This is a genomic window from Blastococcus sp. TF02A-30 (assembly GCF_003319185.1).
In the GTDB taxonomy this organism is placed as follows: domain Bacteria; phylum Actinomycetota; class Actinomycetes; order Mycobacteriales; family Geodermatophilaceae; genus Blastococcus.
The window spans coordinates 376144-403126 of sequence record NZ_QOHJ01000001.1 but is presented as its reverse complement, the minus strand read 5'-3'; the positions used below and the strand labels follow the sequence as shown (position 1 = coordinate 403126).

Sequence of the window (26983 nt, the reverse complement as noted above, 5' to 3'; positions counted from 1 at the left end):
TCTCGGGCCTAGCCTGCTCGACATGCTTGCACGGGCCGACACCGGCCGTCGGCAACGGCTAGCGTTGACACGTGCCGCTTCGTACAAACAGGCCCTTTCGGTCACTTCAGCCAGGATCAGTCGACGGCGTGACTTTGCCCTTGCTCACGGTCCTCACGGGCGCGAATGGGTCCGGCAAGTCAAACTTGCTTGAAGCACTGAACGACAACGCAGTTATTTTCGACGAGTACGGGCACCTCCAGACTGGAGTGCAGGTTCGTCTTTTCCGTCTCGGCGAGTTGATCGCCAACGCGGATGCACCCACAAGTGTCGCCCAGTTCCTCGAACCTTGGGCGCAGCTTTACAACACGGTGCAGTCTTGGCTGTCCAACAAAGCGAATTTCCCGTCGCGCGATCAGTTCCTGTCATGGCTTTATTCAAATCTTGATAGCAGTCGTCTACTGACTCGCGCAGCGCTCATTCGTATGGAGCAACAGGCCGGTAAGCAGCTGGACGAGTTCAGTCTTGACGACTTCAAGAACTTCGGCCCGATGGTATCTGGCATCAAAGATCCCTTCACGACCTCGATTAGTGAGGTATTCCTTTCCTATGCACACCGGCGGCATCTCAACGATGTCGCCCAATATGTTCTTCATACAAAGGGTCGGGGGACGGCGCTTTCGGATGAGGAGTTCGAGTCACGGTTCGGAGCTCCGCCGTGGTCGGTCCTCGACGACGTCTTGACGCTGCTGGGCCTGAACTACAGGTTCGTGCCACCGCCGGAGGGGAGTGACACCGCGAATTACGAGGCCGCGCTCATAGGCCCCGAGGGCGTCGCCGTGAGGCCCGCCGAGCTGTCCTCAGGTGAGCGAACAATCTTGGCGATTGCGATCAGCTTATTCTCCGGTACGCGGATGAGTGAGGCGATCGAGTTGCCGCGCCTTCTCCTGCTGGACGAAGCTGACGCGAGCCTTCATCCGTCGATGGTGCAGAGCCTCATACAGGTGATCGAAGACGTCTTCGTGAGGCAGTACGGCGTTCACGTCATCCTCAGCACCCATTCGCCGACTACGGTAGCCCTAGCGCCCGAGGGTGCCGTTCACATCATGAGTCGCTACGGGAGCAGGCTCAGAGCCGCATCGTCAGACGAAGCGGTCAGCGCTTTGACTGTAGGAATTTCATCACTAAGCGTGCGAATGGAGAATAGGCGACAGGTCTTCGTTGAGAGCGAATATGACCAAGCGGTCTTCCAGGAGATTTTCTCCATACACAAGAACGACCTGTCGCCCGAGAAGTCTCTGGAGTTCATCGCCGCCGGCAGGCGAGATGTGGGCGGTGGGTGCGACGCCGTTAATCGGCTGGTTACGGACCTGCGTGGCACAGGTGCAAGTACAGTCTTCGGAGTCGTGGATCGAGATAACCGCAGCGCGGCGCCACCTCACGTCCACTTCATCGACGACCGTCACTCGATTGAGAATCTCGTGTTCGACCCTCTGCTGCTTGGGACTTTCCTCCTGCGCGAACAGATGGTGTCAGCCGCGGACCTCGGGCTCCCGCCACAAGTGCGCCACTTCGAGCTTGGGCCGAAGCACGCTCAGCCCTTGGCAGACGCTATAAGCCAGCGCTTGCAATTGCCTGGCCCTACCGTCTCTTGCGCTTACCGAGGAGGGTTTCACGTCGACGTGTCGCAGGTCATCCTGGAGGAGCGGGGCCATGACCTGGAGAATCGAGTCGTCGACGAATTTCCTTCTCTCAGGAGGTACCAGAGCAACCTCAAGCGTGAGCTTGTGAGGCGAGCCATGGGTGACGTCCCGGATTACACGCCTCAGTCCGTCCTTCATCTCCTGGCCACGCTTGTCGCAGACTGATCGGCACCAACGTCGCGTACCAGGCGGGCGCTCCGGCGCGTTGCTTCTAAGCTCCTTGTCCGCGTGCGCCCGAGTGTCGACTGGACGGCTGAACCGGGCAAGACGCTCTCGCAACTGTGCGGCCATCCGAACGAAGCACCGGCTGAGCGTCCCTGTGTGGGCCGTTTAGGGGCGAAGAGTTGGCGGCCGAGCACTGGGGCGCCGGCCGTCTCCGCTGAGTCACCGAAGTCAACGTCGCCGAGTCTTTACTCACCCACGCCATGCCCGGTCTGTCCGAAGGGGCGCCTCGGCAGACGGGAGACGTGATCCTCGAAACTTCGAGAAGTTCCTGATCAGCACCGACGGTGAGGTGGCGGCCCGCTTCCGGCCGACGACCCAGCCCGACGCCCCCGAGGTGCGCACCGCCGTCGAGGCGCTGCTCCCGCGCTGAGCGCGACGAGCACCGCCGGCCGGGCGGCGCGAGCTAAGGTAAGCCTCAGCAAACAGCCGTCCGTTCCGGGGAGCCGCTCGTGACCACCACGGCCGACGCCCCGGTCCGGGGAGGCGCGGCGCCGTCCGGTACGCCCGCCGCCCGCCGCACCGCCCGCGGCCGCCGGCTGGCCGTCCTGCTCGTGCTCCTGCTGCTGGTCGTCGCGGCGGGGCTGGCCAGCATCGCGGTGGGCACCCGCTCGATCGGGCTGGGCGACGTCTGGCGCGGCCTGCTCGACAGCGACCTGACCACCGAGGAGTCGGTGATCGTCCGCCAGCTCCGGGTGCCGCGCACCGTGCTCGGGCTCATGGTCGGCGCCGCCCTCGGGGTGGCCGGCGCGCTCATGCAGGGCCACACCCGCAACCCGCTGGGCGATCCGGGGCTGCTCGGCGTCACGGCCGGCGCCTCGCTGGCCGTCGTCGTCGCCATCTGGGCCTTCGGCATCACCTCTCCGGGCGGCTACGTCTGGTTCGCCTTCGCCGGCGCGCTGGCCGGCACCGTGCTGGTCTACGCCGTGGGCTCGGCCGGCCGCGGCGGGCCGACGCCGGTCACCCTCGCCCTGGCCGGGGCGGCGCTGTCCGCGCTGCTCTACGCGCTGGTGCGGGCGATCCTGGTCAGCGACCAGCAGAGCCTGGACGCCTTCCGCTTCTGGCAGGTCGGCGCGCTGGCCGGCCGCGACGCCGACGTCGCCTGGCAGGTCGCCCCGTTCGTCGTCCTCGGCCTCCTGCTGGCGGTGGTCAACGCCCCGGCGCTGAACCTGCTCGGCCTCGGCGAGGACGTCGCCCGCGGGCTCGGGCAGCGCATCTGGCTGGCCCGGGCGGTCGGCCTGGCCGCCATCACCCTGCTCTGCGGGGCGGCCACCGCGGCCTGCGGGCCGATCGCGTTCGTCGGGCTGGTCGTCCCGCACGTGGTCCGCGCGCTCACCGGCCCCGACCACCGCTGGCTGATCCCCGGCTCGGCGCTGGCCGGCGCGGTCCTCCTGCTCACCGCCGACGTCATCGGCCGGGTGGTGGCCCGGCCCGGTGAGCTCCAGGTCGGCATCGTGCTCGCGCTGGTCGGCGGCCCGTTCTTCCTCGCGCTCGTGCGCCGCCGCCGGAGCATGGCCCTGTGAGCGCGGGTCCGGTGGGCACCGCCCCCGTGAGCGCCCCGGCGCTCGAGCGGCCGGTGACCGGCCCGCGCGGCCGGACCGCCGTCCGCGTCGGCCCGGTGTCGGTCGTGCTGCGCTGGCGCCACCTGCTGGTGCCGCTGGTCGCGCTCGTCGTCCTGGTGCTGGTGTCCGCGGTGAGCATCGGGCGGGGCGACTACCCGATCGGCATCCCCGACGTGCTGCGCACGGTGGTCGGGCTGGGCGACGGGCCGCAGGAGTTCATCGTGCTGCGGCTGCGCGCGCCCCGGGTGGTGGTCGGGCTGCTGGTCGGCCTCGCCCTCGGCGTCGCGGGTGCGGTGTTCCAGACCTTCGCCCGCAACCCGCTGGCCGCCCCCGACACCCTCGGCATCACGATGGGCGCCTCGGTCGGCGCGGTCGCGGCGATCGTGCTCAGCGGTGGCACCTCGGCCGGTGCCCTCCTCGGCGGGCTCGGCATCCCGCTCGCCGCCCTGCTCGGCGCGCTGGTCACCGGGCTGCTGCTGTTCCTGCTGGCCTGGCGCGCGGGGGTCGACGGGTACCGGCTGGTGCTGGTCGGCATCGCGCTGTGGTCGATGGGCGCGGCACTGGTCGACTGGATGCTCACCAACGCCGAGATCTACGACGCCGCCTCTGCCTACGTCTGGATCACCGGCTCGCTCAACGCCCGCACCTGGGACCAGGCGGTGCCGCTGGCCGTCGCCCTCGCCGTCCTCCTGCCCCTGGCCCTGGCCACCGGGCGGGCGCTGTCGGTCATGCAGTTCGGCGACGACACCGCGCGGGGGCTCGGGCTGCGGCTGGCGGGCGCGCAGGCCGCCGTCGTCCTGCTCGCGGTCGGCCTCACCGCCGCCGCGGTGGCCGCCGCCGGGCCGATCACCTTCGTGGCGCTCGTCGTCCCGCAGATCGCCGTCCGGCTGGCCGGCGGCTCCCGGCCCCCGCTGCTGGCCTCCGGCCTGCTCGGCGCCGTCCTGGTGGTGACCGCCGACCTGGTCACCCGCACCGTGCTGCCGACGGCGCTGCCGGTCGGCATCCTCACCGCCGTCATCGGCGCGCCCTACCTGCTCTGGCTCCTCGTCCGCGGAAGGCGGCAGCTCACATGAGGACGGCCCCGCTGTGACCGACGTCCTGCACCGCGGCTCGCCCGCGACGACCGGCGACCCCGCCCGGGTCCGGCTGGCCGCCGACTCCGTCCGCCTCGCCTACGACGAGCGGGTGGTCGTCGACGACCTCGACCTGGAGCTGACCGAGGGGTCGTTCACCGCCATCGTCGGGCCGAACGGCTGCGGGAAGTCCACGCTGCTGCGTGCGCTCGGGCGGCTCATGCGCCCCACCTCGGGCCGGGTGCTGCTCGACGGGCGGGAGATCGCGAGGACGCCCACCCGCGAGGTGGCCAAGGTGCTGGGGCTGCTCCCCCAGGCGCCGGTCGCACCGGAGGGGCTGACCGTGGCCGACCTCGTCGCCCGCGGCCGGCACCCGCACCAGAACTGGCTGCGCCAGTGGTCCCGCGACGACGAGGCCGTCGTCGCCGAGGCGCTGGAGTGGACCGACATGGCCGGGCTCGGCGACCGGCCGGTCGACGCGCTCTCCGGCGGTCAGCGGCAGCGGGCGTGGATCTCCATGGCGCTGGCGCAGGGCACCGACCTGCTGCTGCTCGACGAGCCCACGACCTACCTCGACCTGTCGCACCAGATCGACGTCCTGGAGCTGGTCGGCCGGCTGCACGCCGAGCGCGGGCGGACCGTCGTCGTCGTGCTGCACGACCTCAACCTGGCCGCGCGCTACGCGCAGCGGCTGGTGGCGATGAAGGACGGCGCGCTGGTGGCCTCGGGCACGCCCGCAGAGGTGCTCACCGAGCAGCTGCTGGCCGACGTGTTCGACCTCGACGCGCGGATCCTGCCCGACCCGGTGACCGGCACGCCGATGGTCGTCCCGGTGCGCCGGCTGCGCTGATCCGTGCACGGCGACGACCCCCTGCCGCAGGCAACTTAGGACAGCTAACCTTCCCGGCGACCGGGGATGATCACGCATCCCCTGACCCGAGGGAGTTCCGTTGCACCGCACTCCGCGCCGCCTGCTGGGCGGCCTGCTGGCCCTGGGCGTGGTGGCCACCGCCGGCGCCTGCGCCTCCGATGACGAGGGCGGCAGCTCGCCCGCCGCCTCCGACGAGGGCTGGTCGTTCACCGACGACCTCGGCCAGACCGTCGAGCTGGACGCCGCCCCCGAGCGGGTCGCCGGCCTCAACGACCTCGCCGCCTCGCTGTGGAACTACGGCATCGAGCCGGTGGCCACGTTCGGCCAGACCTCCGCCGAGGACGACGTCGCCTTCGAGGGCCGGGACCTCTCCGACGTCGCCATCGTCGGCTCCTCCTACGGCGAGATCGACCTCGAGGCGCTCGCCGCCGCCGATCCCGACGTCATCGTCACCACCATCTACCCGGTGGACTCCTCGGGCGACATCCCCGAGGGCACGGCCGGCTACGGGTTCAACGACCTGGAGCAGGAGGAGCAGGTCGCGGAGATCGCGCCGGTCATCCACATCGCCTACCGGGGCTCGGCCGCCGAGGTGATCGACCGCGTCGTCGAGCTGGCGGGCGCGCTGGGCGTCGACACCGGGAGCGGCGACGTCGCCGACGCCCGGGCGGACTTCGAGGCCGCCTCCGAGGCGCTCCGCGAGGCCGCGACCGGCGGGGTCAGCGTGCTGCCGGTGTTCGCCACCGAGGCCGACGGCTGGTGGATGGCCAAGGCCCCCGACGACCCCCAGCTCAGGCTCTACCAGGACCTCGGCGTGAACTTCGTCGACCCGGGCGGCGAGGGCTACTTCTGGAACTCCGTGAGCTGGGAAGAGGTGCCGAACCACCCCAGCGACGTGCTCCTCTACTCGCTGCGGTTCAGCATGACGCCGGAGGAGATCGCCGCCCAGCCCACCGCCGCGCTGCTCCCCGCCGTCCAGGCGGGCCAGCTCTACCCGTGGAAGTACATCGGCCCCGACTACGTCGCCCAGGCCGCCTACATGGAGGAGCTGGCCGGCTACCTGACCGAGGCGCGGAAGGTCAGCTGACCGGGGCCCCGGCGGCGCTGGTCACGACGACAGCGCCGCCGGCGTCTCCGGCACCGGCACGGCCGCGGTCCGCGCCGTCTGCGCCAGCGCGATCCCGGTGAGGACGACGGCGCCGCCGGCCACCTGCCAGCCGGTGAGCACCTGCTCGAGCCACAGCCAGGCCACGATCGAGGCGAACACCGGCTCCACCGTGGCCACCAGCCCCGCCGTCGTCGGCGAGAGGTGCGGCAGGGCGGCGATCGACAGCCAGAAGGGCACGATCGCGCCGAGCACCACGATCCACCCCACGAGCAGCCACAGCGGCAGCCGCAGCTCGCCCAGCGAGACGGGCACCCGCTCCCCCAGGACGGCGGCGTCGAACCGCCACCAGGGCGCGGCCACGGCCCAGAACACCGCCGCGGCCACGAAGCTCCAGCAGGCCAGCGTCACCGGGTCGCGCGCGACGGTGCCCCGCTCGCCCATCAGGTAGTAGGTCGCCAGGCACAGCGCCGCCGCCAGCGCCGCCAGCACGCCGGTGAGCTGCAGCGAGCCGCCGCCCTCCCACACCTGCGCGACCAGCACGAGCCCGCCGAGCGACAGCAGCAGCGCCACCCACAGCCGGCTGCGGACCCGCTCGCCGCGGACCAGCCACACGTAGAGGGCGATGAACACCGGCGCCGTCATCTCGAAGACCAGCGCGATGCCGACCGGCATCCGCCCGATCGCCACGTAGTAGAGGAACTGGGTGAGGGCCACCCCGACCACGCCGAACACGGCGAGGAAGGGCACCTCCCGCCAGGTCACCCGCAGCCGCCGCGGCGAGGCGACCGCGAGCACCAGCAGCAGGCCGACCGCCGCCCCGGTGCAGCGCAGCGCCGTCAGGCGGGTGGCCGGGATGCCGGCCTGCAGGGCGAGCGTCGAGACGGTCCCGTTGACCGCGAAGAAGCCGGCGGCGGCGAGCGTGAAGGCGTAGCCGAGCACCGGGCGGGCGAGGCGGGGCACGGGCGCACCGTAGTCCTCCAAACCCCGCGAGCCGCCTACCAGCCGGGTGGGCGAGACTGTCGGTCATGGAGCTGCCCACCGCCCTCTACGTCCCCGACGGCGACGGCTTCACGGCCACGGCGCTCACCATCGGGCCCTGGGACACCGGTCTCCAGCACGCCGGTCCGCCGGCCGCCCTGCTCGCCCGTGCAGCGGAGCGCGCCGGCGGCATCGAGGGCGGGCAGGCGGTGCGGCTGTCCTACGACATCTTCGCCCCGGTGCCGGTCGGGGCGGTGCGGATCACCACCTCCGTCGTCCGGCCGGGCCGGCGGATCGAGCTGGTCGAGGCGGTCCTGGACGCCGGCGACGGACGGCCGCTCATGCGCCTGTCCGCCTGGCGGATGCGGGTGCGCCCCGACGGCCTGGCACCCGCCGAGCCCCCGCCGCACCCGGCTCCGGCCGGCGTCGAGGCCAGCACCCCGGAGCAGGCGGCCTTCTTCACCGCCGACGTCGCCTACCACCGGGCGCTGGACTGGCGGTTCGCGGCCGGCAGCTTCAACTCCCCCGGCCCCGCGGCGGCCTGGACCCGGCCGAACTGCGACCTGGTCGACGGCGAGCCGATGACGCCGCTGGAGCACCTGCTGGTCATGACCGACGCCGCCAGCGGCATCTCCGCGGTCCTGGACTGGACGACGGCGACCTTCGCCAACGTCGACCTGACCGTCGCCCTCCACCGGCCGCCGCGCGGCACCTGGCTGGGCATGGACGCGGCCACCGTGCTCGGCGGCAGCGGCGCGGCCCAGTGCTCCGCCGTCCTCTTCGACGCCGAGGGGGCCGTCGGGCGCTCCACGCAGTCGCTGTTCGTCGAGCCGCGGTGAGCGTGCCGCGCTGGCAGGGCGCACCGGGATCGGCGAGGGTGGGGACGATGACGAGGGGGAGCAACCGGTGAGCGGCGCGTTCGGGGATCTGGTCGACTGGCTGTCCGGCCGCGGCCTCGAGGTGGTGCTGATCGTCCTCGGCTCGGTGCTGCTGGCCCGCTTCGTCAGCTGGGCGGGCGACCGGGTCACCACCCGCATCGACGCGCAGGCCACCGGCGGCGACGCGCTGGTCCGCTCCGAGGCCGCCAAGCACCGCCACTCGCTCACCCAGGTCATCACCTGGACGGCGATCGTGCTGATCTACGCCGTCGCCGTCTTCTTCGTGCTCGACCGGCTCGGCGTCCCGGTGACCGGCCTGGTCGCGCCCGCGACGGTCCTCGGCGTGGGCCTGGGCTTCGGCGCCCAGCGGATCGTCGGCGACGTCCTGGCCGGGTTCTTCATCATCACCGAGCGCCAGTACGGCTTCGGCGACGTCGTGTCCATCCAGGTCGTCGGCGGCGGCGACCCGGCCACCGGCACCGTGGAGGACGTGACCCTGCGGGTGACGCGGGTGCGCTCGCCGAACGGCGAGGTCGTCACCGTGCCCAACGGCCAGATCGTCAAGGTGGTGAACCTGTCCCGCGACTGGGCGCGGGCGGTGGTCGACGTCCCGGTGCCGAGCGACGCCGACGTCAACCGGGTGAACGAGATCCTGCGCGAGGTGGGCCGCGAGGCGTTCCGCGACCCGGCCATGCGGCCGCTGCTGCTCGACCCGCCCACCGTCATGGGCGTGGAGAGCCTCGGTCTGGACGAGGTGAGCGTGCGGATGGTGGCGCGGACGCTGCCCGGCAAGCAGTTCGAGGTCGGCCGCGACCTGCGGGTGCGGGTGGTGCTCGCCTTCCGCGCGCAGGGCCTGCAGGTGGTGCCGCCGCCGGCGGCCGACGACCAGCCGACGGCGCAGTTCGCACGGGACGGGGAGGACGCGTGAGCGAGACGCCGCGGGAGGAGACCCCCGACCAGGTCGCCAGCCCGTCGGTCAGCACCGCGCCGGCCGGGGCCGCCCCGCCGTCGCCGCGGTCGCGCTGGCACTGGTCGTCGGTCCCCGACCACCTCGGCCGGGCGCGCACCTCGACGGTGGTCCTCTGCGTCCTGTTCCTGCTGATCGGGGCGCTGTACCTGTACGTCCGCCCGGAGGAGCGGCAGGAGCGGGCGAGCCGCAGCACCGAGACCGGGCAGGTGACGACGCCGGCGACCACGCCGCCGCCCACGACCACGGCACCGGAGACGACGACCGCCCCCGAGGAGCCGACCGAGGAACCGACGGAGATGGCTCCGTCCACCCCGACCGGGACGACGACGGGGACGCCGGGCACGACGACGCCCGGGACGACGACGCCCACCACGGGGCGGACGACCCCCACCGACGAGGCCCCGACCGAGGGGACGGGGCCCGCCCCGACGGCGCCGACGACGCCCTGACCGGTCGCCGGTGCGCCCGTCCGGGGGACATCGTGACCGAGCCGGGACACGGCCGACTCCCCACCGGAACACGGCGCAGGGCAAGATCGATGCTCCGCACCGTGCTGAAGGAGAGCCTGACGTGTCGTCCCGAACCCTGACCCGCCGCGCGGCCACCGCCGCCGCCGCGCTCACCAGCGCCGTCCTCGTGCTCACCGCCTGCGGCGACGACGACTCCGGCAGCTCCGGCGACGGGGGCGGTGGCGGTGGCGGCGACACCGGCGCGAGCAGCTCGGAGCTGCCCACGGTCGAGGAGGACGCCGAACTGGCGGCGCTGGTCCCCGCCGAGATCGCCGAGGACGGCGTGATCAGCGTGGGCAGCGACACCACCTACGCGCCGAGCGAGTTCCTCGACGAGGACGGCGAGACGATCATCGGCTTCGACGTCGACCTGTTCACGCTGGTGGGCCAGAAGCTCGGCCTCGAGGTCGAGTTCGAGACCGCCCCGTTCGACAACATCATCGCCGGCGTCGGCTCCGGCCGGTACGAGGCTGGCGTCTCCTCGTTCACGATCAACCCCGAGCGCCTGGCCGAGGCGAACATGGTCAGCTACTTCTCGGCCGGCACCCAGTGGTCCACGCGCACGGGCAACCCGGACGACGTGAACCCGGACGAGGCCTGCGGTCTCGCCGTGGCCGTGCAGGTCGGCACCGTGCAGGTCGACGACCTGACCGCCCGCTCGGCGGAGTGCGAGGCGGCCGGCGAGGAGCCGATCGACATCCAGCAGTTCGAGTCGCAGGCCGACGCCACCGCGGCGATCGCCTCCGGCCGGGTCGCCGCCGGGCTCGCCGACTCCCCGGTCATGGCATACGCGGTGACGCAGACCAACGGCCAGCTGGAGCTGCTCGGCGACATCTACGACTCGGCCCCCTACGGCTACGTCGTGCCGCTCGAGCAGACCCAGTTCGCCGAGGCCCTGCAGCGCGCGCTGCAGGCGCTGATCGACGAGGGCGCCTACGAGGAGGTCCTCGCCAACTGGGGCGTGGAGGACGGCGCCATCGACGACCCGACCGTGAACCCGGCCGTCGGCTGACCCTTCGCGCAGCATGACCTCCGAGACACCGGCGCGGCCGGCACCGCCCGAGCAGATCGAGGCGGTGCCGGTCCGCCACCCCGGCCGCTGGATCGCGGCGGCCGTCATCGCCGTCCTCGCGGCGATGTTCGTCCACATGCTGGTCACCAACCCGGTGTTCCAGTGGGACTTCATGGTCGAGAACATGTTCAGCGAGCCCGTGCTCAGGGGCGCGCGCACGACGCTGATCATGACCGTGCTGGCCATGGTCCTCGGCGTGCTGCTCGGCATCGTCGTGGCCGTCATGCGGCTGTCGGCCAACCCGGTCGTCTCCGGCGCGGCCTGGGCCTACATCTGGTTCTTCCGCGCCATCCCGCGGATCGTGCTGCTGTTCTTCGCCGCCAACCTCGGCACGCTGTACGCGCGGTACGAGTTCGGCTTCCCGTTCGACCAGCAGCTGATGGACCTGTTCGGCTTCGAGGGCGACTGGCGGCTGTTCGGCTTCGACGGCAACGAGATCTTCGTCGGCTTCACCGCCGGCCTGCTGGGGCTGTTCCTCTCCGAGGCGGCCTACATGGCCGAGATCGTGCGGGCCGGCATCCAGTCGGTGGACCCGGGCCAGGCCGAGGCCGCCAGCGCCCTGGGCATGAGCCGCGCCAAGGTCATGCGCCGGATCGTGCTGCCGCAGGCGATGCGGGTGATCATCCCGCCGACCGGCAACGAGACGATCGCCATGCTCAAGGACACCGCGCTGCTCATCGCCGTCCCGGTGACCATCGAGCTGAACTTCCAGCTGCGGGCCATCGGCAGCCGCACCTTCCAGGTCATCCCGATGGCCGTGGCCTCGCTGCTCTGGTACCTGGCGCTGTCGAGCGTGCTCATGGTCGGCCAGTACTTCCTCGAGCGGCGGTTCAGCCGCGGGTTCGGCACGCGGGAGACCCGGGCGCAGCGGGCCGCCCGGCGGGCCGCCGAGGTGGGGAGCACCAAGTGAGCAGCGCCGTCAGCACCGCCCCGATGGTCAAGGCCGAGGCGGTGCACAAGTCCTTCGGCCACGTCGAGGTGCTCAAGGGCATCGACCTGGAGGTCGCCCCCCGCGAGGTCATGTGCATCATCGGGCCCTCGGGCTCGGGCAAGAGCACCTTCCTGCGCTGCATCAACCACCTGGAGCAGATCAACGCCGGCCGGCTGTGGGTCGACGGGCACCTGGTCGGCTACCGCGAGAAGGGCGGCAAGCTCTACGAGCTGCGCGACCGCGAGGTGGCCGCCCAGCGCCGCGACATCGGGATGGTCTTCCAGCGGTTCAACCTGTTCCCGCACATGACGGCGCTGGAGAACGTCGCCGAGGCGCCGGTGCAGGTCAAGGGCGTGGGCAAGGCCGCCGCCCGCGAGCGGGCCGCCGAGCTGCTGGAGCGGGTGGGCCTCGGCGACCGGGTGCACAACTACCCGGCGCAGCTCTCCGGCGGCCAGCAGCAGCGGGTGGCGATCGCCCGCGCGCTGGCGATGGAGCCCAAGCTGATGCTCTTCGACGAGCCGACCTCGGCGCTGGACCCCGAGCTGGTCGGCGAGGTCCTCGACGTCATGCGCGGGCTGGCCGCCGACGGCATGACGATGGTCGTGGTGACCCACGAGATGGGCTTCGCCCGCGAGGTCGGCGACACCCTGGTCTTCATGGACGACGGCGTCGTCGTCGAGGCCGGCGACCCGCGCCAGGTGCTGACCGACCCGCGGCACCAGCGCACACAGGCGTTCCTCTCCAAGGTGCTCTGAAGGATCCCGCTCCCCCCACGCCTCGCGCGCTCGGCGTAAGCCCCTGCACCGGGGCCGCATCCCGCGTCGTGGGACCCGTGTTTCACGTGGGACATCGGTACCGCCTACCATCGGCGGTGGCTCACGAGAGGCAGCGACAAGCACCTGGCTGGCTGCCCGGCAACCTCAACTCCGTCTGAGGTGCTCCCAGGGGAAGAGCCGGTCGGGACGGCGTCCGCCGTCCGGCAAGGACGGAGCTCCTGCGCGCCGCGGGATCTCCCGCGAGCGATTGGAGACGGCGCATGACCGACCCGCAGGCCTGGAGCTTCGAGACCCGGCAGATCCACGCAGGGGCCAGCCCCGACCCCACCACCGGGGCGCGCGCCCTGCCCATCTACGCCACCACGAGCTACCAGTTCCGCGACAGCCAGCACGCCGCGGACCTGTTCGCGCTGGCCGAGATGGGCAACATCTACACGCGGATCATGAACCCGACGCAGGACGCGCTGGAGCAGCGCGTCGCATCGCTGGAGGGCGGCGTCGCGGCGCTCGCGGTCTCCTCCGGCCAGGCCGCCGAGACCCTGGCGATCCTCAACCTGGCCGAGGCCGGCGACCACGTCGTCGCCTCCGCCTCGCTCTACGGCGGCACGTACAACCTGCTGCACCACTCGCTGCCCAAGCTCGGCATCACCGTCTCCTTCGTGGAGAACCCGGACGACCCGGAGGCGTGGCAGGCGCTGGTGCAGGACAACACCCGCGCCTTCTACGCCGAGACCATCGGCAACCCGAAGGGCGACATCCTCGACATCGAGGCCGTCTCCGCCGTGGCGCACCGCAACGGCGTCCCGCTGATCGTGGACAACACGATCGCCACGCCGTACCTGATCCGGCCGTTGGAGTTCGGTGCCGACATCGTCGTCCACTCGGCCACCAAGTACCTCGGCGGGCACGGCACCGCCATCGCCGGCCTGATCGTCGACGGCGGCACGTTCGACTGGCGCGGCGGCCGGCACCCGATGTTCACCACGGCCGACCCCACCTACCACGGCGTCGTCTACGCCGACCTCGGTGCGCCGGCCTACGCGCTCAAGGCCCGCGTGCAGCTGCTGCGCGACCTCGGCCCGGCCATCTCGCCGTTCAACGCGTTCCTGGTCGTGCAGGGCATCGAGACGCTGTCGCTGCGCATGGAGCGGCACGTGGCCAACGCCCAGCGGGTGGCGGAGTTCCTCAAGCCCACGACGCGGTCGACCGGGTCAACTACGCCGGCCTGCCCACCAACCAGTGGCACGCCGCGCAGCAGAAGTACGCGCCCAAGGGCGCCGGCGCCGTCCTGACCTTCGAGTTGCACGGCGGCAAGGAGGCCGGGCAGCGGTTCGTCGAGGCGCTGGAGCTGCACAGCCACGTGGCCAACATCGGCGACGTGCGCAGCCTGGTCATCCACCCCGCCTCGACGACTCACTCCCAGCTGACCGCCGAGGAGCAGCTGACCACCGGCGTCACCCCGGGCCTGGTGCGCCTCGCCGTCGGCCTGGAGGGCATCGAGGACATCCTCGCCGACCTCGAGGCCGGGTTCCGCGCCGCCAAGGGCGCCTGACGGTGACCGGGGTCCGGGAGGTGGCGGACCGGGGTCCGTCGTCCCGGACCCCGGCCCGCCCGGGCGGCTGGCGGGAGGGCGACCCGGTGGGCGACCGCCGGTTCCTCGACCTGCCGGGACCGTTCGAGCTGGAGCGCGGCGGGCGGCTGCCCGGGGTGCGGGTCGCCTACGAGACGTGGGGCACCCTGGCCCCGGACGGCGGCAACGCCGTCCTCGTCGAGCACGCCCTGACCGGCGACAGCCACGTCGTCGGCGCGGCCGGTCCGGGGCACGCCACCCCGGGCTGGTGGGCGGGCCTGGTCGGTCCCGGCGCGGCGCTGGACACCGACCGGTTCTTCGTCGTCTGCGCCAACGTCCTCGGCGGATGCCAGGGCACGACCGGCCCGTCGTCCACCGCCCCGGACGGCGCGCCGTGGGGTGCGCGCTTCCCCGAGGTGACCGTCGCCGACCAGGTGCGGGTCGAGGCCGCGCTGGCCGACGCGCTCGGCGTCGACCGCTGGGCCTGCGTGGTGGGCGGCTCGATGGGCGGCATGCGGGCGCTGGAGTGGGCGGTCGCGCTGCCCGGCCGGGTGGACGCGCTCTTCTTCCTCGCCTCGGGCGCCGCGGCGAGCGCCGACCAGATCGGCACCCAGACCACCCAGCAGGCCGCCGTCCGCGCCGATCCGCGCTGGCGGGACGGGGACTACCCGCTCGACGACCCGCCGGTCGACGGCCTGGGCATCGCCCGGCGGATCGCGCACCTCACCTACCGCAGCGCGCTGGAGCTGGACACCCGGTTCGGCTCCCTCGTGCAGGAGGACGGCCGCTTCGCGGTCGCCTCCTACCTGGAGCACCACGCCGGCAAGCTGGCCGGCCGGTTCGACGCCGGCAGCTACGTGCTGCTCACCGAGGTCATGAACACCTGGGACGTCGGTCGCGGTCGCGGCGGGGTGGCCGCCGCGCTGGACCGCGTGACGGCCCGGGCGGTCGTGGCCGGCATCGACAGCGACCGGCTGTACCCGCCGGCGCTGCAGCAGGAGGTGGCCGACGGACTCGGCGTCCCGCTGCGGCTGATCCCCTCCCCCTACGGCCACGACGGCTTCCTCATCGAGACCCAGGCGGTCGGCGCGCTGCTGCGCGAGCTGCTGGGCTGACCCGGTGGACGCCGACCTCCGCGCCCTGCGCGCCCTGCGCTGACCCCTCCCGGCGGACGGGGGCCGCTCAGGCCATGTCGTCGCCGGGCTGGTGCCCGGCCGGCGGCAGCTTGCCGCGCACCACCGGGCGCACCCGACGGGCGGAGTCCAGCCGCTCGGTGTAGCTGAGCGCGTTGCCCCGGATGTGCAGCCGGTCGTCCTCCGTGGCCTCGCGCACGACCTTGGCCGGGACGCCGGCGATCACCGACCCCGGCGGGAACTCCTTGCCCTGGGTGACCACGGCGCCGGCGGCGACGATCGAGCCCGAGGCGATGTGCGCGCCGTTCATGACGATGCTGCCCATGCCGACGAGCACGTCGTCGTCGATGCGGGCGCCGTGCAGCACCACCCGGTGCCCCACCGACACCCGCTCCCCCACGACCAGCGGGAAGCCGGCGTCGGAGTGGAGGGTGCAGCCGTCCTGGATGTTGGAGTCCGCGCCGATCTCGATCGTCTCGGTGTCGGCCCGGGCGACCGCGCCGTACCAGATGCTGGCGCGCGGGCCCAGGGTCACCGCGCCCACGACGACCGCCGTGGGCGCGACGAAGGCGTCGTCGTCGATCTTCGGGGCGCCGAAGGGCAGCTCGGCGATGTAGTTGTCGGCCACGGCCCCACCCCAGCACACTCGCGGCGTGCCCGCGACGCTGCCACCTCTGCCCACCTCGATCGTCGGCAGCCTGCCGCAGCCGGACTGGCTGATCGACCGCGCCCGCCTGGCCCACCAGTTCCCGCCGCGGGTGCGTGCGGCGGAGCTGTGGCGGGTCGCGCCGGAGCTGCTCGAGGAGGCGCAGGACGACGCGACGCTGCTCGCCGTCCGGGCCCAGGAGCTGGCCGGGCTGGACATCCTGACCGACGGGGAGCAGCGCCGGGAGTCCTACTCCAACCACTTCGCCACCGCCCTGGACGGGGTCGACGTCGACACCCCCGGCAGCGTGCTCAACCGGTCGGGGAAGCCGATCCCGGTGCCCCGCGTGGTGGGCGAGGTCGGCCGCCCCCGGCCGATCCAGGTGCGCGACGTCGAGTTCCTGCGAGCCGCCACCGACCGGACGGTGAAGATGACGCTGCCCGGTCCGTTCACCATGGCGCAGCAGGCCCAGGACGAGCACTACCGGGACGACCGGGCGCTGGCGCTGGCCTACGCCGACGTGGTGCGCGCCGAGATCGCCGACCTGTTCGCCGCCGGCGCCGACGTCGTCCAGCTCGACGAGCCGTGGCTGCAGGCCCGCCCGGAGGTGGCCCGCCGGTACGGCGCGGAGGCCGTGACCCGGGCCGTCGAGGGTGCGGTGGGCCCGGTGCACGTGCACGTGTGCTTCGGCTACGCGGCGATGGTGGCCGACCGGCCGGAGGGCTACTCGTTCCTCCCCGAGCTCGCCGACACCCCGGTGCACACCGTGTCGGTCGAGACGGCGCAGTCGCACCTCGACCCGGCGACGCTGCGGCCGCTGCGCGGGAAGGGCATCGCGCTGGGCGTGCTCGACCTGTCCACACCCGAGGTGGAGACGCCGGAGGTGGTCGCCGACCGGGTGCGCCGGGCGCTGGACCACGTCGACGTGGACCGGCTGGTGCTCACCAGCGACTGCGGGCTGAAGTACCTGCCCCGGGAGTCGGCCGCGGGCAAGATGCGCAGCCTGGCGCTGGCCGCGGAGCTGCTCCGCGCCGAGCTCTGACCTTCAGATGCCCGTGCGCGTGCACGGCCTCCGCGACCTCGAGGAAGCCCGCCACGTTCGCCCCGAGCACCAGGTCGCCGGGGGAGCCGTACTCCTCGGCGGTCTGGTGGCAGCGGGCGTGGATGTCGCGCATGATCTCGGCCAGCCGCGCCTCGGAGTGCTCGAAGGTCCAGCGGTCCCGCGAGGCGTTCTGCTGCATCTCCAGCGCCGAGGTTGCCACCCCGCCGGCGTTGGCCGCCTTGCCGGGGGCGAAGGCGACGCCCGCCTCGCGCAGCACCCGCACGGCGTCCGGGGTGGTGGGCATGTTCGCGCCCTCGACGACGTAGCGGCAGCCGTTGCGCACGAGCGCCGTCGCCGCGTCGTCGTCCAGCTCGTTCTGCGTGGCGCTGGGCATGGCGACGTCGCAGGGCACGTCCCAGACGCTGCCGCCCTCGACGAACGACGCCGTGGCCACCCGCTCGGCGTAGTCGCTGACCCGGCCGCGCTCGCCCTCCTTGACCTGCTTGAGGACGTCGAGGTCGATGCCCTTCTCGTCGACGACGTAGCCGCTGGAGTCCGAGCAGGCCACGACGGTGCCGCCGAGCTGGTGCACCTTCTCGATGCCGTACACCGCGACGTTGCCCGAGCCGCTGACGGTGACCCGCTTGCCGTCGAAGGAGTCGCCGCGCACCTCCATCATCGCCTCGGCGAAGAAGGCCGCCCCGTAGCCGGTGGCCTCGGTGCGCACCAGGGCGCCGCCCCAGCCCAGGCCCTTGCCGGTGATGACGCCGGACTCGTAGCGGTTGGTGATCCGCTTGTACTGGCCGAACAGGTAGCCGATCTCGCGGGCGCCCACGCCGATGTCGCCGGCCGGGACGTCGGTGTACTCGCCCAGGTGCCGGTAGAGCTCGGTCATGAACGATTGGCAGAAGCGCATCACCTCGGCGTCCGACCGGCCCTTGGGGTCGAAGTCGGAGCCGCCCTTGCCACCGCCGATCGGCATGCCGGTGAGCGCGTTCTTGAACACCTGCTCGAAGCCCAGGAACTTGACGATGCCCAGGTTGACCGAGGGGTGGAAGCGCAGCCCGCCCTTGTACGGGCCCAGCGCCGAGTTGAACTCGACCCGGAAGCCGCGGTTGATCTGCACCTCGCCGCGGTCGTCCTGCCACGGCACGCGGAAGATGATCTGCCGCTCGGGCTCGCAGATCCGCTCGATGGTCTTCATCTCGGCGTACTCGCTGTGCCGCCCGAGGACGACGGCCAGCGACTCCAGCACCTCGTGGACCGCCTGGTGGAACTCCTGCTCACCGGGGTTGCGGCGCAGCACCTCGGCGTAGATCTCCTGCACCTTCGCCGGAACGTCGACGTGCACGCTGGCCTCCCTGACGGACGATCCTGGTCCGGATCAACGTACGCGGGCCGCCGGGGCGCTCACGGGGCGACCTCCTGCAGCGCCCGGGGCACCTCCGCCGGCAGCTCCCGGGCCAGGAAGCCCAGCCGGCCAACCGACGACGCCAGCCGCTCCCCCGTCCGGCCGTGCAGCCAGGCGGCCCAGACCGCGGCCTGGGCCGGGTCGGCGCCGCGCGCCAGCAGCCCGCCGGTGATCCCGGCCCGGACGTCGCCCGAGCCGGAGACGCCCAGCCCGGCGTTGCCGCTGTCGTCCTGCCACATCCGGCCGTCCGGGGTGGCGATCCACGACGTCGCCCCGCCCAGCCCCACCACCACGCGGGCGCGCTCGGCCAGGTCCGCCGTCGCCCGTGCGGGAGCGGCCTCGACCTCGTCGTCCTCGACGTGCAGGGCGAACGCCATCTCGGTCGGGTTCGGCGTGAGCACCGCCCGGCCCTCGAGGTGGTGCAGGCAGGTGGTGTCGGCGGTGACCGCGGCCAGGCCCAGGGCGTCGAGCGCCACCGGGCCGCGCAGGTGCGGCAGCAGCCGCTCGCCGAGGACGCGGGTCGCCTCCTCGTCGGCCATCCCCGGCCCGATCAGCACCGCACCGGCGTTCTCGGCCAGGTCGCGGACGTCGGCGGCAGCGTCGGGGCTGATCGCGCCGTCGCCGGTCTCGGGCAGCGCGCGGACGAGCGCCTCGGGGAGCGCCGCGGCCGCGACGGCGGCCCGGGAGGCCACGGTGGCGACCTGCAGCTTCCCGGCGCCGGCCCGCATGGCGGCCTCCGCGGCGAGCAGCACCGCCCCCAGGGTCTCGGTGCTCCCGCCGATCACGAGGATCGAGCCGCGGGAGTTCTTGTCCCCGGCGGGCTCGGGCAGCGCCCACCCGCGGAGGAGGTCGGGCGTGACCGGCGTCGGGTCGGGGCGCCGCTGGTCAGGGGCGTGGTGCGGCATCGGGCTCCTCGGTGACGTCCTCGTCGGCGGCGACCAGGTGGTCGACGACGTTGAACTCCGCGAGCCGCAGGTCGCCGGCGTCGTCCATCTCGTACCGGGTGAACGAGGCGTTCGCGACCCGCTCGTCCCGGTCGACGGCCAGGAGCTCCTGCTCGGTCAGCTCCTCCAGGACGTAGCGGAAGACCATGATCACCGCCTGGTGGGCGACCACCACCAGCCGCTCGCAGTCGTGCCGCAGCCCCTCGGTGGCCAGCAGGCTGCGCAGCCGCAGCGCGACGTCGGCCCAGCTCTCGCCGCCGGGCGGCCGGTAGTAGAACTTGCCGAGCAGGTCGCGCCGCCGCGCCTCGTCCGGGAAGTGCTCGCGGATGCCCGTGCCGGTCATCCCGTCGAAGGCGCCGAAGTCGCGCTCGCGCAGCCGCTCGTCGGTGCGCACCCGGACGCCGAGGCCCGCGGTGGCCAGCTGCGCGGTGGTCAGCGCGCGGGCGAACGGGGAGCTGAGCACGGCGGTCGGCCGCTGGTCCTCGGGCAGGGCGGCGAAGTGCCGGCCCAGGGCCTCGGCCTGGGCGCGGCCGGTGTCGGAGAGCGGGACGTCGGGATCGCGGACGTCGAGCTCGAGGCGGCCGGCGCCGATCGCCTGCGCCTGCGCGTCGGCGACGTTGCCCGTGCTCTCGCCGTGGCGGACGAGCCACACCACCGACGGCCCCGGTCCCCGATCGCTCACCCGGACGCGGGTAGCCCCGCGGCTGCCCGGCGAAACCGTCGGCCCCCGCGGGGAGGATGACGCCGTGACCGAGCCCACCGACCTGCCCGTCCTGGCCTTCGCCGACGCCGCGGCGCTCGAGGCGTGGCTGGAGGAGAACCACGGCACCGCCCCGGGCCTCTACGTGAGGATCGCCAAGAAGGGCACCGGCATCCCCTCGGTCGACTGGGCCGGGATGGTCGAGGTGCTGCTGTGCTTCGGCTGGATCGACGGGCGGGCCAACCGGCTCGACGACACTTGGTACGTGCAGCGCATCACCCCGCGCCGGAAGAAGAGCGTCTGGTCGCTGAAGAACGTCGAGACGGTGGAGCGGCTGGTCGCCGAGGGCCGGGTGCGCCCGGCGGGGCTGGCCGCGGTCGAGGCGGCCAAGGCCGACGGCCGCTGGGAGCGGGCCTACGCCGGCCCGGCCACCATCACCGTGCCCGACGACCTCGCGGCCGCCCTGGACGCCGAGCCGGCCGCCCGCGCCGCCTTCGACGGCCTCACCGGGCAGAACCGGTACGCCGTCCTGTGGCGGGTGCAGACCGCGCACACCCCGCAGACGCGGGCGAAGCGGATCGCCGCCGCCGTCGCGATGCTGCGCGAGGGCCGCACCCACCACTGACGGTCAGGGGGCGAGCGAGGCCCGCTCCTGCCAGAAACGCGCGTCGCGCCGCCGCCAGGCCAGCATGAGGACGACGCCGGCCAGCATCACCGCCACCCCGATGACCAGCGGCGGGCCGAGGCCGAACCACGCCTGCCCGGTGTAGGAGTTGGCCGGGTCAGCCAGGTCGCGCACCGAGAGCACGAGCAGCCAGACCAGCATGCCGGCCCCCAGCAGCGGGCCGACCCCGAGCAGCAGGAACTCGCGGACGCTGCGGGTCAGCCGGCGGCGGAACCAGACGGCGCAGGCGATGCCGGTGAGCGCGTAGTACAGCGCGATCAGCAGCGACAGCCCGGTGATCGAGTCGAACAGCGCGTTCTCGCTGATCGCCCCGACGCCCAGGTACCACGCCACCCCCACCCCGGCGACCCACCAGGTGGAGACGTCGGGCGTGCGGTGCGCGGGCGTGATCGAGCCGAACCGGGCGGGCAGCGCGGCGCGGCGGGCCATCGACAGGCCGGTCCGGGACGCCGGGATGATCGTCGTCTGGGTCGAGGCGATGGCCGAGGTGGCGACGGCGAGCAGCACCACCCAGTCCCAGCCGCCCATGGCCTGCCCGGACAGCAGCGCGAACACCGCCTCCTCCTCGTCGGCGTTGCCGGCCAGCCACCCGGTGCCGGCGAAGGAGACCACCGCGGTCGCGACGCCGAGGTAGGTGAGCAGCAGGACGACGGTCGACCACACGCCGGCGCGCCCGGGGGCCCGGAGCGGGTCGCGGGTCTCCTCGGTGAGGTTGACCGCCGACTCCCAGCCCCAGAACGCGAAGACGCCGAGCAGCAGGCCGCCGGTGAGCGCCGCGCCGCCGGAGCCGAACGGGTCCAGCCAGCTCCAGTCGGGGGTGAGCCCGCCGAACGGGCTGTCGCCGGACACCCCGCGGACGACCGCCACGACGGCGAAGACGCTCAGCGCCACGGTCTGCGCCACGATCAGCCCGTTCTGCAGCCGCGCGGACAGCTCCGTGCCGCGCACGCAGATCGCGGCCATGACCACGATGAGCAGCACCGACAGGCCCATCACCGCGGGCGTGGACGCCGCCCAGCCGTCGAGCCCGACGGCCAGCAGGGTGAACCGGACGCCGACCTCGGCCAGCGACCCCAGCACGAGGACGCCGGTCATCGTGATCGCCCAGCCGCCGATCCACCCGGCCCACGGGCCCAGCGCCCGGGTGACCCAGGAGAACGTCGTCCCGCAGTCGGGGTCGGCGCGGTTGAGCGCCGCGAACGCCCCGGCGATGAGCAGCATCGGCAGGAAGGACACGAGCAGCACGCCCGGGGCGTGCACCCCGACCAGGGCGACGATCGGGCCGAGGACGGCAGCCAGCGAGTAGGCCGGCGAGGTGGCCGCGAGGCCGATGACGAGGCTGTCGAGGAAGCCGACGGCGTCGGGGCGGAGGGTGGCGCCGGTCGGGACGGCGGGAGCGGCCGCGGTCACCCGCGGCGTCGCATCAGCGAAGCGGTCACGCGGCGATTGTCCAGATCCCCGTCGCGCGCCGTCGGGCGGGTCAGCCGGGGAGGCGGACGCCCCAGCGGAAGCCGCTCTGGTCGACGCTGGTCACCGACAGCGGGACGCCGTAGGTGCGGGCGTGCACCATCATCCCGTTGCCGATGTAGAGGCCCACGTGGCTGATCGGGTTGTAGAAGAAGACCAGGTCACCGGGCTGCAGCTCGGCGCGGGTCACCTGGGTGCCCAGCGTGGACTGCGCGCGGCTCGAGTGCGGCAGCGAGATGCCGGCGGCGGCGTAGGCGTACATGGTCAGGCCCGAGCAGTCGAAGACGTCGGGGCCCGAGCCGCCGCTCACGTACCGCGCGCCGACCTTCGACAGCGCGGTCTGGATCGCGACACCGGCCGCGCCGGGGGGCATCGGCAGGTCGCGGGGCGCGGCCAGCGAGCGGCCGGCGACGGTGTTGTTCACCGCGGCCTGCTCGGCGGCGGAGAGCCGGGCGAAGTCGGCCTGGTAGGCCGCGGCCTTCTGCTCCAGGTCGGCCTTCTGCGCGGTGAGCTGCTCCAGGCCCGCGCGGGCGGTGGCGGCGGCCTCGTCGGCGGCGGCCTGCGCCTGGTCGGCGGCCGCCTTCACGACGGCGACCTCTGCGATGAGGCCGTTCGTGTGGTTGGCGATGAGGTCGAGCGTGGTCATCTTCGTGACCAGCTCGTCGGCCGAGGCGCTGGTGAGGAAGGCGGCGACGCGCGACTGCGTCTGGCCGGTGTAGCCGTTCTGGGCGATGGCCCGCAGCTGCGGCTCGTAGGTGGCCAGCGCCTGCTGCGCCGCGGCGGCCTGGGCGGCGGACGCGTCGGCCTGCCGCTGCTGCTCGGCGACGAGCAGCTCGGCCTCGTGCACCTGCTCGTCGACGGCGCTCAGCTGCTGGGCGGTCTCCCGCATGAGGGCGCTCGCCTCGGCGGCGGTGCCCGGGACCGCGCCGGCGGTGCCCGGCGCCAGGAGCCCGGTGGCGGCGGCGATCAGCGCGGTGCTCAGGACGAGCGCGGCGCGCGAGCGGCGCCGGGGAGTCGTGCGCGAGACCTGCACGTCGGCCCTCCGTTCGGCTGCGCCGGCGCCCGGGGAAGGGGCGCTGTTCGATGCGCGTCAGCACGGACCGTAGGCAGGCGTTGCCGAGACGTGATGGAGGCCGCGCGAACGGACGGTCGAGAGCCGCCTCGCCCGTCACACCCGCCCCAGCGGTTGCCACCCACCCCAGCTCCCGGTACCGAGAGCAGGAGACGACGACGGCGCCGCACCCCCGTGGAGTGCGGCGCCGTCGCCGTGGTCGGTGCGCGGTCAGCCGGCGAGGGGCTCCTGCGCCTGGAGGCCGGCGATGGCCTGGAAGTCGCGGAGGACGGCGGAGAGCTCGTCGGCGGTCCACGCCTCGCAGCAGTCGCAGCCGTTCTCGGCGTAGGAGACCAGCCCGAGGCGGCCGCCGGCCTGGTCCTCGGCGATCGCGAGCGATCCGGCGGACGGGTGGCGGTGGCAGGCGCAGGCCGAGGCACACAGGCCCAGGCCCCAGCCGGAGATGACCACGGTGTGGCCGTCGTCCCGGACCTTGCCGATCTGGAAGACGGACGGCTTGCGACTCCGGCTCACGGGAGCTCCCCTCGACGGCCCGGGGTCCCGGGCCCGCGTGCGTTGTGCGGAAGAACAGCTACGGAAGAGGTTTCGGCAGAATCCCGGTGCGGGTAAAGCGTTCCGCCCCGTAGTTGTTGGTGCACTCACGGTAAGTCGACATGTCCGCGTCGTCGCCGTCAGTTCTCGCCAGGAAGCACCACGCCGGTTGTCGAACGGGACGCCCGGACCACTTCCGTCACAACGGTCGCAGGGTTCAGCTGGCCGGCGACACCGAGCTCATGTTGAAGTCCGGCACGCGCAGCATCGGCATGGCTGCCCGGGTGAACCAGTCGTTCCACTCGCGGGGCAGCGTGCGCTCGGTGCGGGAGGCCTGCACCGCGCGGCCCAGCAGGTCGACCGGGGACTCGTTGAACCGGTAGTTGTTCACCGCGCCGGTCACCTCGCCGTTCTCCACGAGGAAGACGCCGTCGCGGGTGAGCCCGGTGAGCAGCAGCGTCTGCGGGTCGACCTCGCGGATGTACCAGAGGCAGGTGAGCAGGAGCCCCCGCTCGGTGGCCGCGACCATCTCCGCCGGGGTCTGCGTGGCGGTGGGGTCCTCGAGCACGAGGTTGTCGACGGCGGCGGTGGCCGGCGCGGTGGTCTTCAGCGCCCAGGCCCGCGGCCGCACGAGGTTGGTGAGGACGCCACCCGTCAGCCAGTCGATCGCGGGGGTGGCCATCCCGTTGTCGAAGACGGAGGCCGACCCCGACGATGACCCGGTCACCTGGAACGGTGCCGTCTCCAGGCCGGGCTCGAACGGGTCGCTGCGCAGGGTGAGCGGCAGCGCGGCCAGCCGCTCGCCGATCCGGTTGCCACCGCCGGCCTTGGCGAAGACGTTGCGGCCCTCGTCGGCGTCCCGGGCCTCCATCGTCCAGTAGAGGTAGACCATGAGGTCGCTGACCGCCGACGGCGGCAGCAGCGTCTCGTAGCGGCCGGCCGGCAGGTCGATGCGGCGCCTGGACCAGGCCAGCTTCTGCTCCACCTCGCGGGCCATGCCGGCCACGGAGACGTCGCGGAAGTCGCGGGTGCTGACCCCCGACCACACCGACCGGCTGAAGTCGGGGCTCTTGCCGTTGAGCTCCACCCGGCCCGTGGGTTGGTCGTGCCGCAGCCGCAGCCCCGTGGAGCTGCCCAGGTACGTCGAGGACATCTGGTGCTCGGCGAACCCGAACAGCAGCTCGTCCCGGTCGCGCGCCTCGCCGAACGCCTCGCCGAGCGCGGGGGCGAAGTCGGCGAACACCCCGATCGACGTCTCGGCGGGGTCGGCGTCCCAGTCGCCGGCGCCGGGCGGGGTCTCGGAGATCAGCGGCATCGCGTCCTCGGCCGGCCCGGCGTCGCGGGCGGCCTGCTCGCTGGCGGCCACCAGCTCGGCGATGTCCGGCGTCCCCGAGCGGGTCACGGTGCCGGCGGCCATGCCGGCGCCGCCGTCGACGAAGGAGACGACGACCACGCGCCGCGAGCGCATCGCCCCGTTGGTGGTGAGGCTGTTGCCCGCCCACCGCAGGTTCGCCTCGGAGCCCTCGACGACGAACGCGATCTGACCGTCGGCGGTGGAGGCGGCCAGCGCCTTCTCGACGACGTCCTGCGGGCGCTGGTAGGTCATCGGCCGGCCTCCTGGACGGTGTTCAGGATGGTGACGTTCTCGAACAGCGCGCTGGGGCAGCCGTGGCTCACCGCGGCGGTCTGGCCGGGCTGGGCCTTGCCGCAGTTGAAGGCGCCGCCGAGCACGTAGGTCTGCGGGCCGCCGACGACCCGCATCGAGCCCCAGAAGTCCGTCGTCGTCGCCTGGTAGGCGACGTCCTTGAGCTGACCGGCGAGCTTCCCGCCCTCGATCCGGTAGAACCGCTGGCCGGTGAACTGGAAGTTGTAGCGCTGCATGTCGATCGACCAGCTCTTGTCGCCGACCACGAAGATGCCGCGCTCGACGCCGCCGATGATCTCCTCGGTCGACGGCCCGTCGGGCGCGGGCTGCAGCGACACGTTGGCCATCCGCTGCACCGGCACGTGGCCCGGGGAGTCGGCGAACGAGCAGCCGTTGGAGCGCTCCATCCCGCGCAGCCGGGCCATGTTCCGGTCGACCTGGTAGCCGACGAGCACGCCGTCCTTGACGATGTCCCACTGCTGGGCGGCCACGCCCTCGTCGTCCCAGCCCACCGTGGACAGGCCGTGCAGGGCGGTGCGGTCGCCCGTGACGTTCATCAGCGGCGAGCCGTACTGCAGGGTGCCGAGCTTGTCCACGGTCGCGAACGAGGTGCCGGCGTAGGCCGCCTCGTAGCCCAGGGCGCGGTCCAGCTCGGTGGCGTGGCCGATCGACTCGTGGATGGTCAGCCACATGTTCGACGGGTCGACCACCAGGTCGTAGCGGCCGGCCTGCACCGACGGCGCCTTGGTCTTCTCCCGCAGCAGCTCGGGGATCTCGGCCAGCTCGGCGCGCCAGTCCCAGCCGGTGCCGGTCAGGTACTCCCAGCCGCGGCCGACCGGCGGGGCGAGGGTGCGCATGCTCTCGAACGAGCCGGTGGCGCGGTCGACGGTCAGCGCCGTGAACTCCGGGTGCAGCCGGATGCGCTGCTGGCGGGTGCGGGTGCCGGCGGTGTCGGCGTAGTACTTCTGCTCCTTGACCAGCATGCACGTGGCCTGGACGTGCTCGACCCCGTCGGCGGCCATGAGCTGCTCGGAGAACTCCGTGAGCAGCGCCGTCTTCTCGGCGTCGGGCACGGCGAACGGGTCGACGTCGTAGGCCGAGACGTACTCGACGTCGCGGTACACGGGCTCGGGCGCCAGCTCCACCCGGTCGCTGTTCACCGCCGCCGACACCGTGGCCACCGCGATGGCCTCCTCGGCCAGGCGCACGGCCTCCGCCGCGGTGAGGACGACGCCGGCGGCGAAGCCCCAGGTGCCCTCGTGGACGACCCGCACCGCGAGGCCGAGGTCCTCGGCGTCGGAGAACGCCTCGGGACGGGCGTCGCGCAGGCTGATCACCTGCGTGCGGATGCGCTCCACCCGGATGTCGGCGTGCTCGCAGCCGAGGTCGACCGCCCGGGTCAGGGCGGCGTCGGTGAGCGCGGACAGCGGGAGCGCGAGGAAGGACTCGTCGATCGCGCGGGTCTGTGGCACGCGGCTGTGTCTACCAGCCCGTCCCGCCCGGCA

General features: G+C 73.0%; 24 protein-coding genes, 1 pseudogene and 1 riboswitch. Of the genes and pseudogenes, 15 read left to right on the top strand and 10 right to left on the bottom strand.

What is annotated here, in order from left to right; translation table 11 throughout:
- The first annotated feature begins 128 nt into the window (after positions 1-128).
- The 5 genes from DQ241_RS01885 to DQ241_RS01860 all read left to right on the top strand — a co-directional run bounded on the left by DQ241_RS01885 (position 129) and on the right by DQ241_RS01860 (position 6497).
- Entirely contained in the window at positions 129-1847 is a 1719-nt protein-coding gene (locus tag DQ241_RS01885; RefSeq protein ID WP_158545853.1) for an ATP-binding protein, read from the top strand.
- 509 nt (positions 1848-2356) lie between these two features.
- On the top strand, positions 2357-3427 hold the full coding sequence (locus DQ241_RS01875) for an iron ABC transporter permease (protein WP_113828451.1): 1071 nt from the start codon (positions 2357-2359) through the stop codon (positions 3425-3427).
- Positions 3424-4539, top strand: coding sequence for an iron chelate uptake ABC transporter family permease subunit (locus tag DQ241_RS01870; RefSeq protein WP_233492153.1), 1116 nt, complete (start codon positions 3424-3426; stop codon positions 4537-4539). Before DQ241_RS01875 ends, DQ241_RS01870 begins: the two co-directional genes overlap by 4 nt.
- 13 nt (positions 4540-4552) lie before the next feature.
- On the top strand, positions 4553-5389 hold the full coding sequence (locus tag DQ241_RS01865) for an ABC transporter ATP-binding protein (RefSeq protein WP_113828450.1): 837 nt from the start codon (positions 4553-4555) through the stop codon (positions 5387-5389).
- 100 nt (positions 5390-5489) lie between these two features.
- Complete coding sequence (locus tag DQ241_RS01860) at positions 5490-6497, top strand: ABC transporter substrate-binding protein (protein WP_113828449.1); 1008 nt, start codon at positions 5490-5492, stop codon at positions 6495-6497.
- Between the two features lie 21 nt (positions 6498-6518).
- Here DQ241_RS01860 and DQ241_RS01855 read toward each other — a convergent pair whose 3' ends face one another.
- Positions 6519-7478 (bottom strand): DMT family transporter, encoded by a 960-nt coding sequence (locus DQ241_RS01855; RefSeq protein ID WP_113828448.1) that lies wholly within the window; start codon positions 7476-7478, stop codon positions 6519-6521.
- Between the two features lie 65 nt (positions 7479-7543).
- Between DQ241_RS01855 and DQ241_RS01850 the strand changes: the two genes are divergently transcribed.
- From DQ241_RS01850 to DQ241_RS01815, 8 genes and pseudogenes are all read left to right on the top strand, one after another.
- The gene (locus DQ241_RS01850; protein ID WP_113828447.1) at positions 7544-8335 is read left to right on the top strand and encodes a thioesterase family protein; all 792 of its coding nucleotides are present in this window, start codon (positions 7544-7546) and stop codon (positions 8333-8335) included.
- 67 nt (positions 8336-8402) lie between these two features.
- Positions 8403-9302, top strand: coding sequence for a mechanosensitive ion channel family protein (locus DQ241_RS01845; protein WP_113828446.1), 900 nt, complete (start codon positions 8403-8405; stop codon positions 9300-9302).
- Positions 9299-9793 carry a hypothetical protein gene (locus tag DQ241_RS01840; protein ID WP_113828445.1) on the top strand — a complete coding sequence of 165 codons (495 nt, stop codon included), beginning with the start codon at positions 9299-9301 and terminating at the stop codon, positions 9791-9793. The genes DQ241_RS01845 and DQ241_RS01840 overlap by 4 nt, the downstream gene beginning before the upstream one ends.
- A 121-nt stretch (positions 9794-9914) precedes the next feature.
- A complete protein-coding gene (locus DQ241_RS01835; RefSeq protein WP_113828444.1) occupies positions 9915-10865 on the top strand; it encodes an ABC transporter substrate-binding protein in 951 nt (316 codons plus the stop codon).
- A 13-nt stretch (positions 10866-10878) separates the two neighbouring features.
- Positions 10879-11835, top strand: a complete 957-nt coding sequence (locus DQ241_RS01830; RefSeq protein WP_113828443.1) for an amino acid ABC transporter permease — start codon at positions 10879-10881, stop codon at positions 11833-11835.
- Between the two features lie 23 nt (positions 11836-11858).
- On the top strand, positions 11859-12611 hold the full coding sequence (locus tag DQ241_RS01825) for an amino acid ABC transporter ATP-binding protein (RefSeq protein ID WP_113828905.1): 753 nt from the start codon (positions 11859-11861) through the stop codon (positions 12609-12611).
- A gap of 119 nt (positions 12612-12730) precedes the next feature.
- Positions 12731-12848: riboswitch (SAM riboswitch) on the top strand.
- A gap of 44 nt (positions 12849-12892) precedes the next feature.
- A pseudogene (locus DQ241_RS01820) lies at positions 12893-14184 on the top strand (bifunctional o-acetylhomoserine/o-acetylserine sulfhydrylase).
- 2 nt (positions 14185-14186) lie between these two features.
- The gene (locus DQ241_RS01815; RefSeq protein ID WP_233492151.1) at positions 14187-15317 is read left to right on the top strand and encodes a homoserine O-acetyltransferase; all 1131 of its coding nucleotides are present in this window, start codon (positions 14187-14189) and stop codon (positions 15315-15317) included.
- Between the two features lie 67 nt (positions 15318-15384).
- Here the strand turns inward: DQ241_RS01815 and DQ241_RS01810 are convergent, their stop codons facing one another.
- Entirely contained in the window at positions 15385-15963 is a 579-nt protein-coding gene (locus DQ241_RS01810) for a gamma carbonic anhydrase family protein (protein WP_113828442.1), read from the bottom strand.
- Positions 15964-15988: 25 nt separating this feature from the next.
- On the opposite strand from DQ241_RS01810, the gene DQ241_RS01805 reads away from it, so the two are divergent.
- A complete protein-coding gene (locus DQ241_RS01805) occupies positions 15989-17023 on the top strand; it encodes a cobalamin-independent methionine synthase II family protein (RefSeq protein ID WP_113828441.1) in 1035 nt (344 codons plus the stop codon).
- Here the strand turns inward: DQ241_RS01805 and gdhA are convergent.
- Genes gdhA through DQ241_RS01790 form a run of 3 tightly spaced genes read right to left on the bottom strand, consistent with a single transcriptional unit; the run spans position 16923 to position 20060 of the window.
- Complete coding sequence (gdhA, locus tag DQ241_RS01800) at positions 16923-18374, bottom strand: NADP-specific glutamate dehydrogenase (protein WP_113828440.1); 1452 nt, start codon at positions 18372-18374, stop codon at positions 16923-16925. The genes DQ241_RS01805 and gdhA overlap by 101 nt on opposite strands.
- A 59-nt stretch (positions 18375-18433) precedes the next feature.
- Complete coding sequence (locus DQ241_RS01795) at positions 18434-19339, bottom strand: NAD(P)H-hydrate dehydratase (protein ID WP_113828439.1); 906 nt, start codon at positions 19337-19339, stop codon at positions 18434-18436.
- Positions 19320-20060 carry a histidine phosphatase family protein gene (locus tag DQ241_RS01790; RefSeq protein ID WP_113828438.1) on the bottom strand — a complete coding sequence of 247 codons (741 nt, stop codon included), beginning with the start codon at positions 20058-20060 and terminating at the stop codon, positions 19320-19322. Before DQ241_RS01790 ends, DQ241_RS01795 begins: the two co-directional genes overlap by 20 nt.
- 64 nt (positions 20061-20124) lie before the next feature.
- Here DQ241_RS01790 and DQ241_RS01785 point away from each other — a divergent pair, with 64 nt between their 5' ends.
- Positions 20125-20703: a YdeI family protein gene (locus DQ241_RS01785; RefSeq protein WP_113828437.1), complete on the top strand. Its 579-nt coding sequence runs from the start codon at positions 20125-20127 to the stop codon at positions 20701-20703.
- A gap of 3 nt (positions 20704-20706) precedes the next feature.
- On the opposite strand, the gene DQ241_RS01780 is transcribed toward DQ241_RS01785, so the two are convergent.
- The 5 genes from DQ241_RS01780 to DQ241_RS01760 all read right to left on the bottom strand — a co-directional run bounded on the left by DQ241_RS01780 (position 20707) and on the right by DQ241_RS01760 (position 26950).
- On the bottom strand, positions 20707-22173 hold the full coding sequence (locus DQ241_RS01780) for an APC family permease (RefSeq protein WP_113828436.1): 1467 nt from the start codon (positions 22171-22173) through the stop codon (positions 20707-20709).
- A gap of 70 nt (positions 22174-22243) precedes the next feature.
- Entirely contained in the window at positions 22244-23263 is a 1020-nt protein-coding gene (locus tag DQ241_RS01775) for a C40 family peptidase (protein ID WP_113828435.1), read from the bottom strand.
- A 249-nt stretch (positions 23264-23512) separates the two neighbouring features.
- Positions 23513-23815: a hypothetical protein gene (locus tag DQ241_RS01770; RefSeq protein WP_113828434.1), complete on the bottom strand. Its 303-nt coding sequence runs from the start codon at positions 23813-23815 to the stop codon at positions 23513-23515.
- Between the two features lie 235 nt (positions 23816-24050).
- On the bottom strand, positions 24051-25439 hold the full coding sequence (locus DQ241_RS01765) for a metallopeptidase TldD-related protein (protein WP_113828433.1): 1389 nt from the start codon (positions 25437-25439) through the stop codon (positions 24051-24053).
- Positions 25436-26950, bottom strand: a complete 1515-nt coding sequence (locus tag DQ241_RS01760) for a TldD/PmbA family protein (RefSeq protein WP_113828432.1) — start codon at positions 26948-26950, stop codon at positions 25436-25438. Before DQ241_RS01760 ends, DQ241_RS01765 begins: the two co-directional genes overlap by 4 nt.
- Positions 26951-26983: the final 33 nt, after the last annotated feature.

What these genes read in the sequence shown, in the direction of transcription:
- DQ241_RS01850 (WP_113828447.1), top strand. Translation starts at nt 7,544, where the DNA reads ATGGAGCTGCCCACCGCCCTCTACGTCCCCGACGGCGACGGCTTCACG.
- DQ241_RS01830 (WP_113828443.1), top strand. Translation starts at nt 10,879, where the DNA reads ATGACCTCCGAGACACCGGCGCGGCCGGCACCGCCCGAGCAGATCGAG.
- DQ241_RS01825 (WP_113828905.1), top strand. Translation starts at nt 11,859, where the DNA reads ATGGTCAAGGCCGAGGCGGTGCACAAGTCCTTCGGCCACGTCGAGGTG.
- DQ241_RS01795 (WP_113828439.1), bottom strand. Translation starts at nt 19,339, where the DNA reads ATGCCGCACCACGCCCCTGACCAGCGGCGCCCCGACCCGACGCCGGTC.
- DQ241_RS01765 (WP_113828433.1), bottom strand. Translation starts at nt 25,439, where the DNA reads ATGACCTACCAGCGCCCGCAGGACGTCGTCGAGAAGGCGCTGGCCGCC.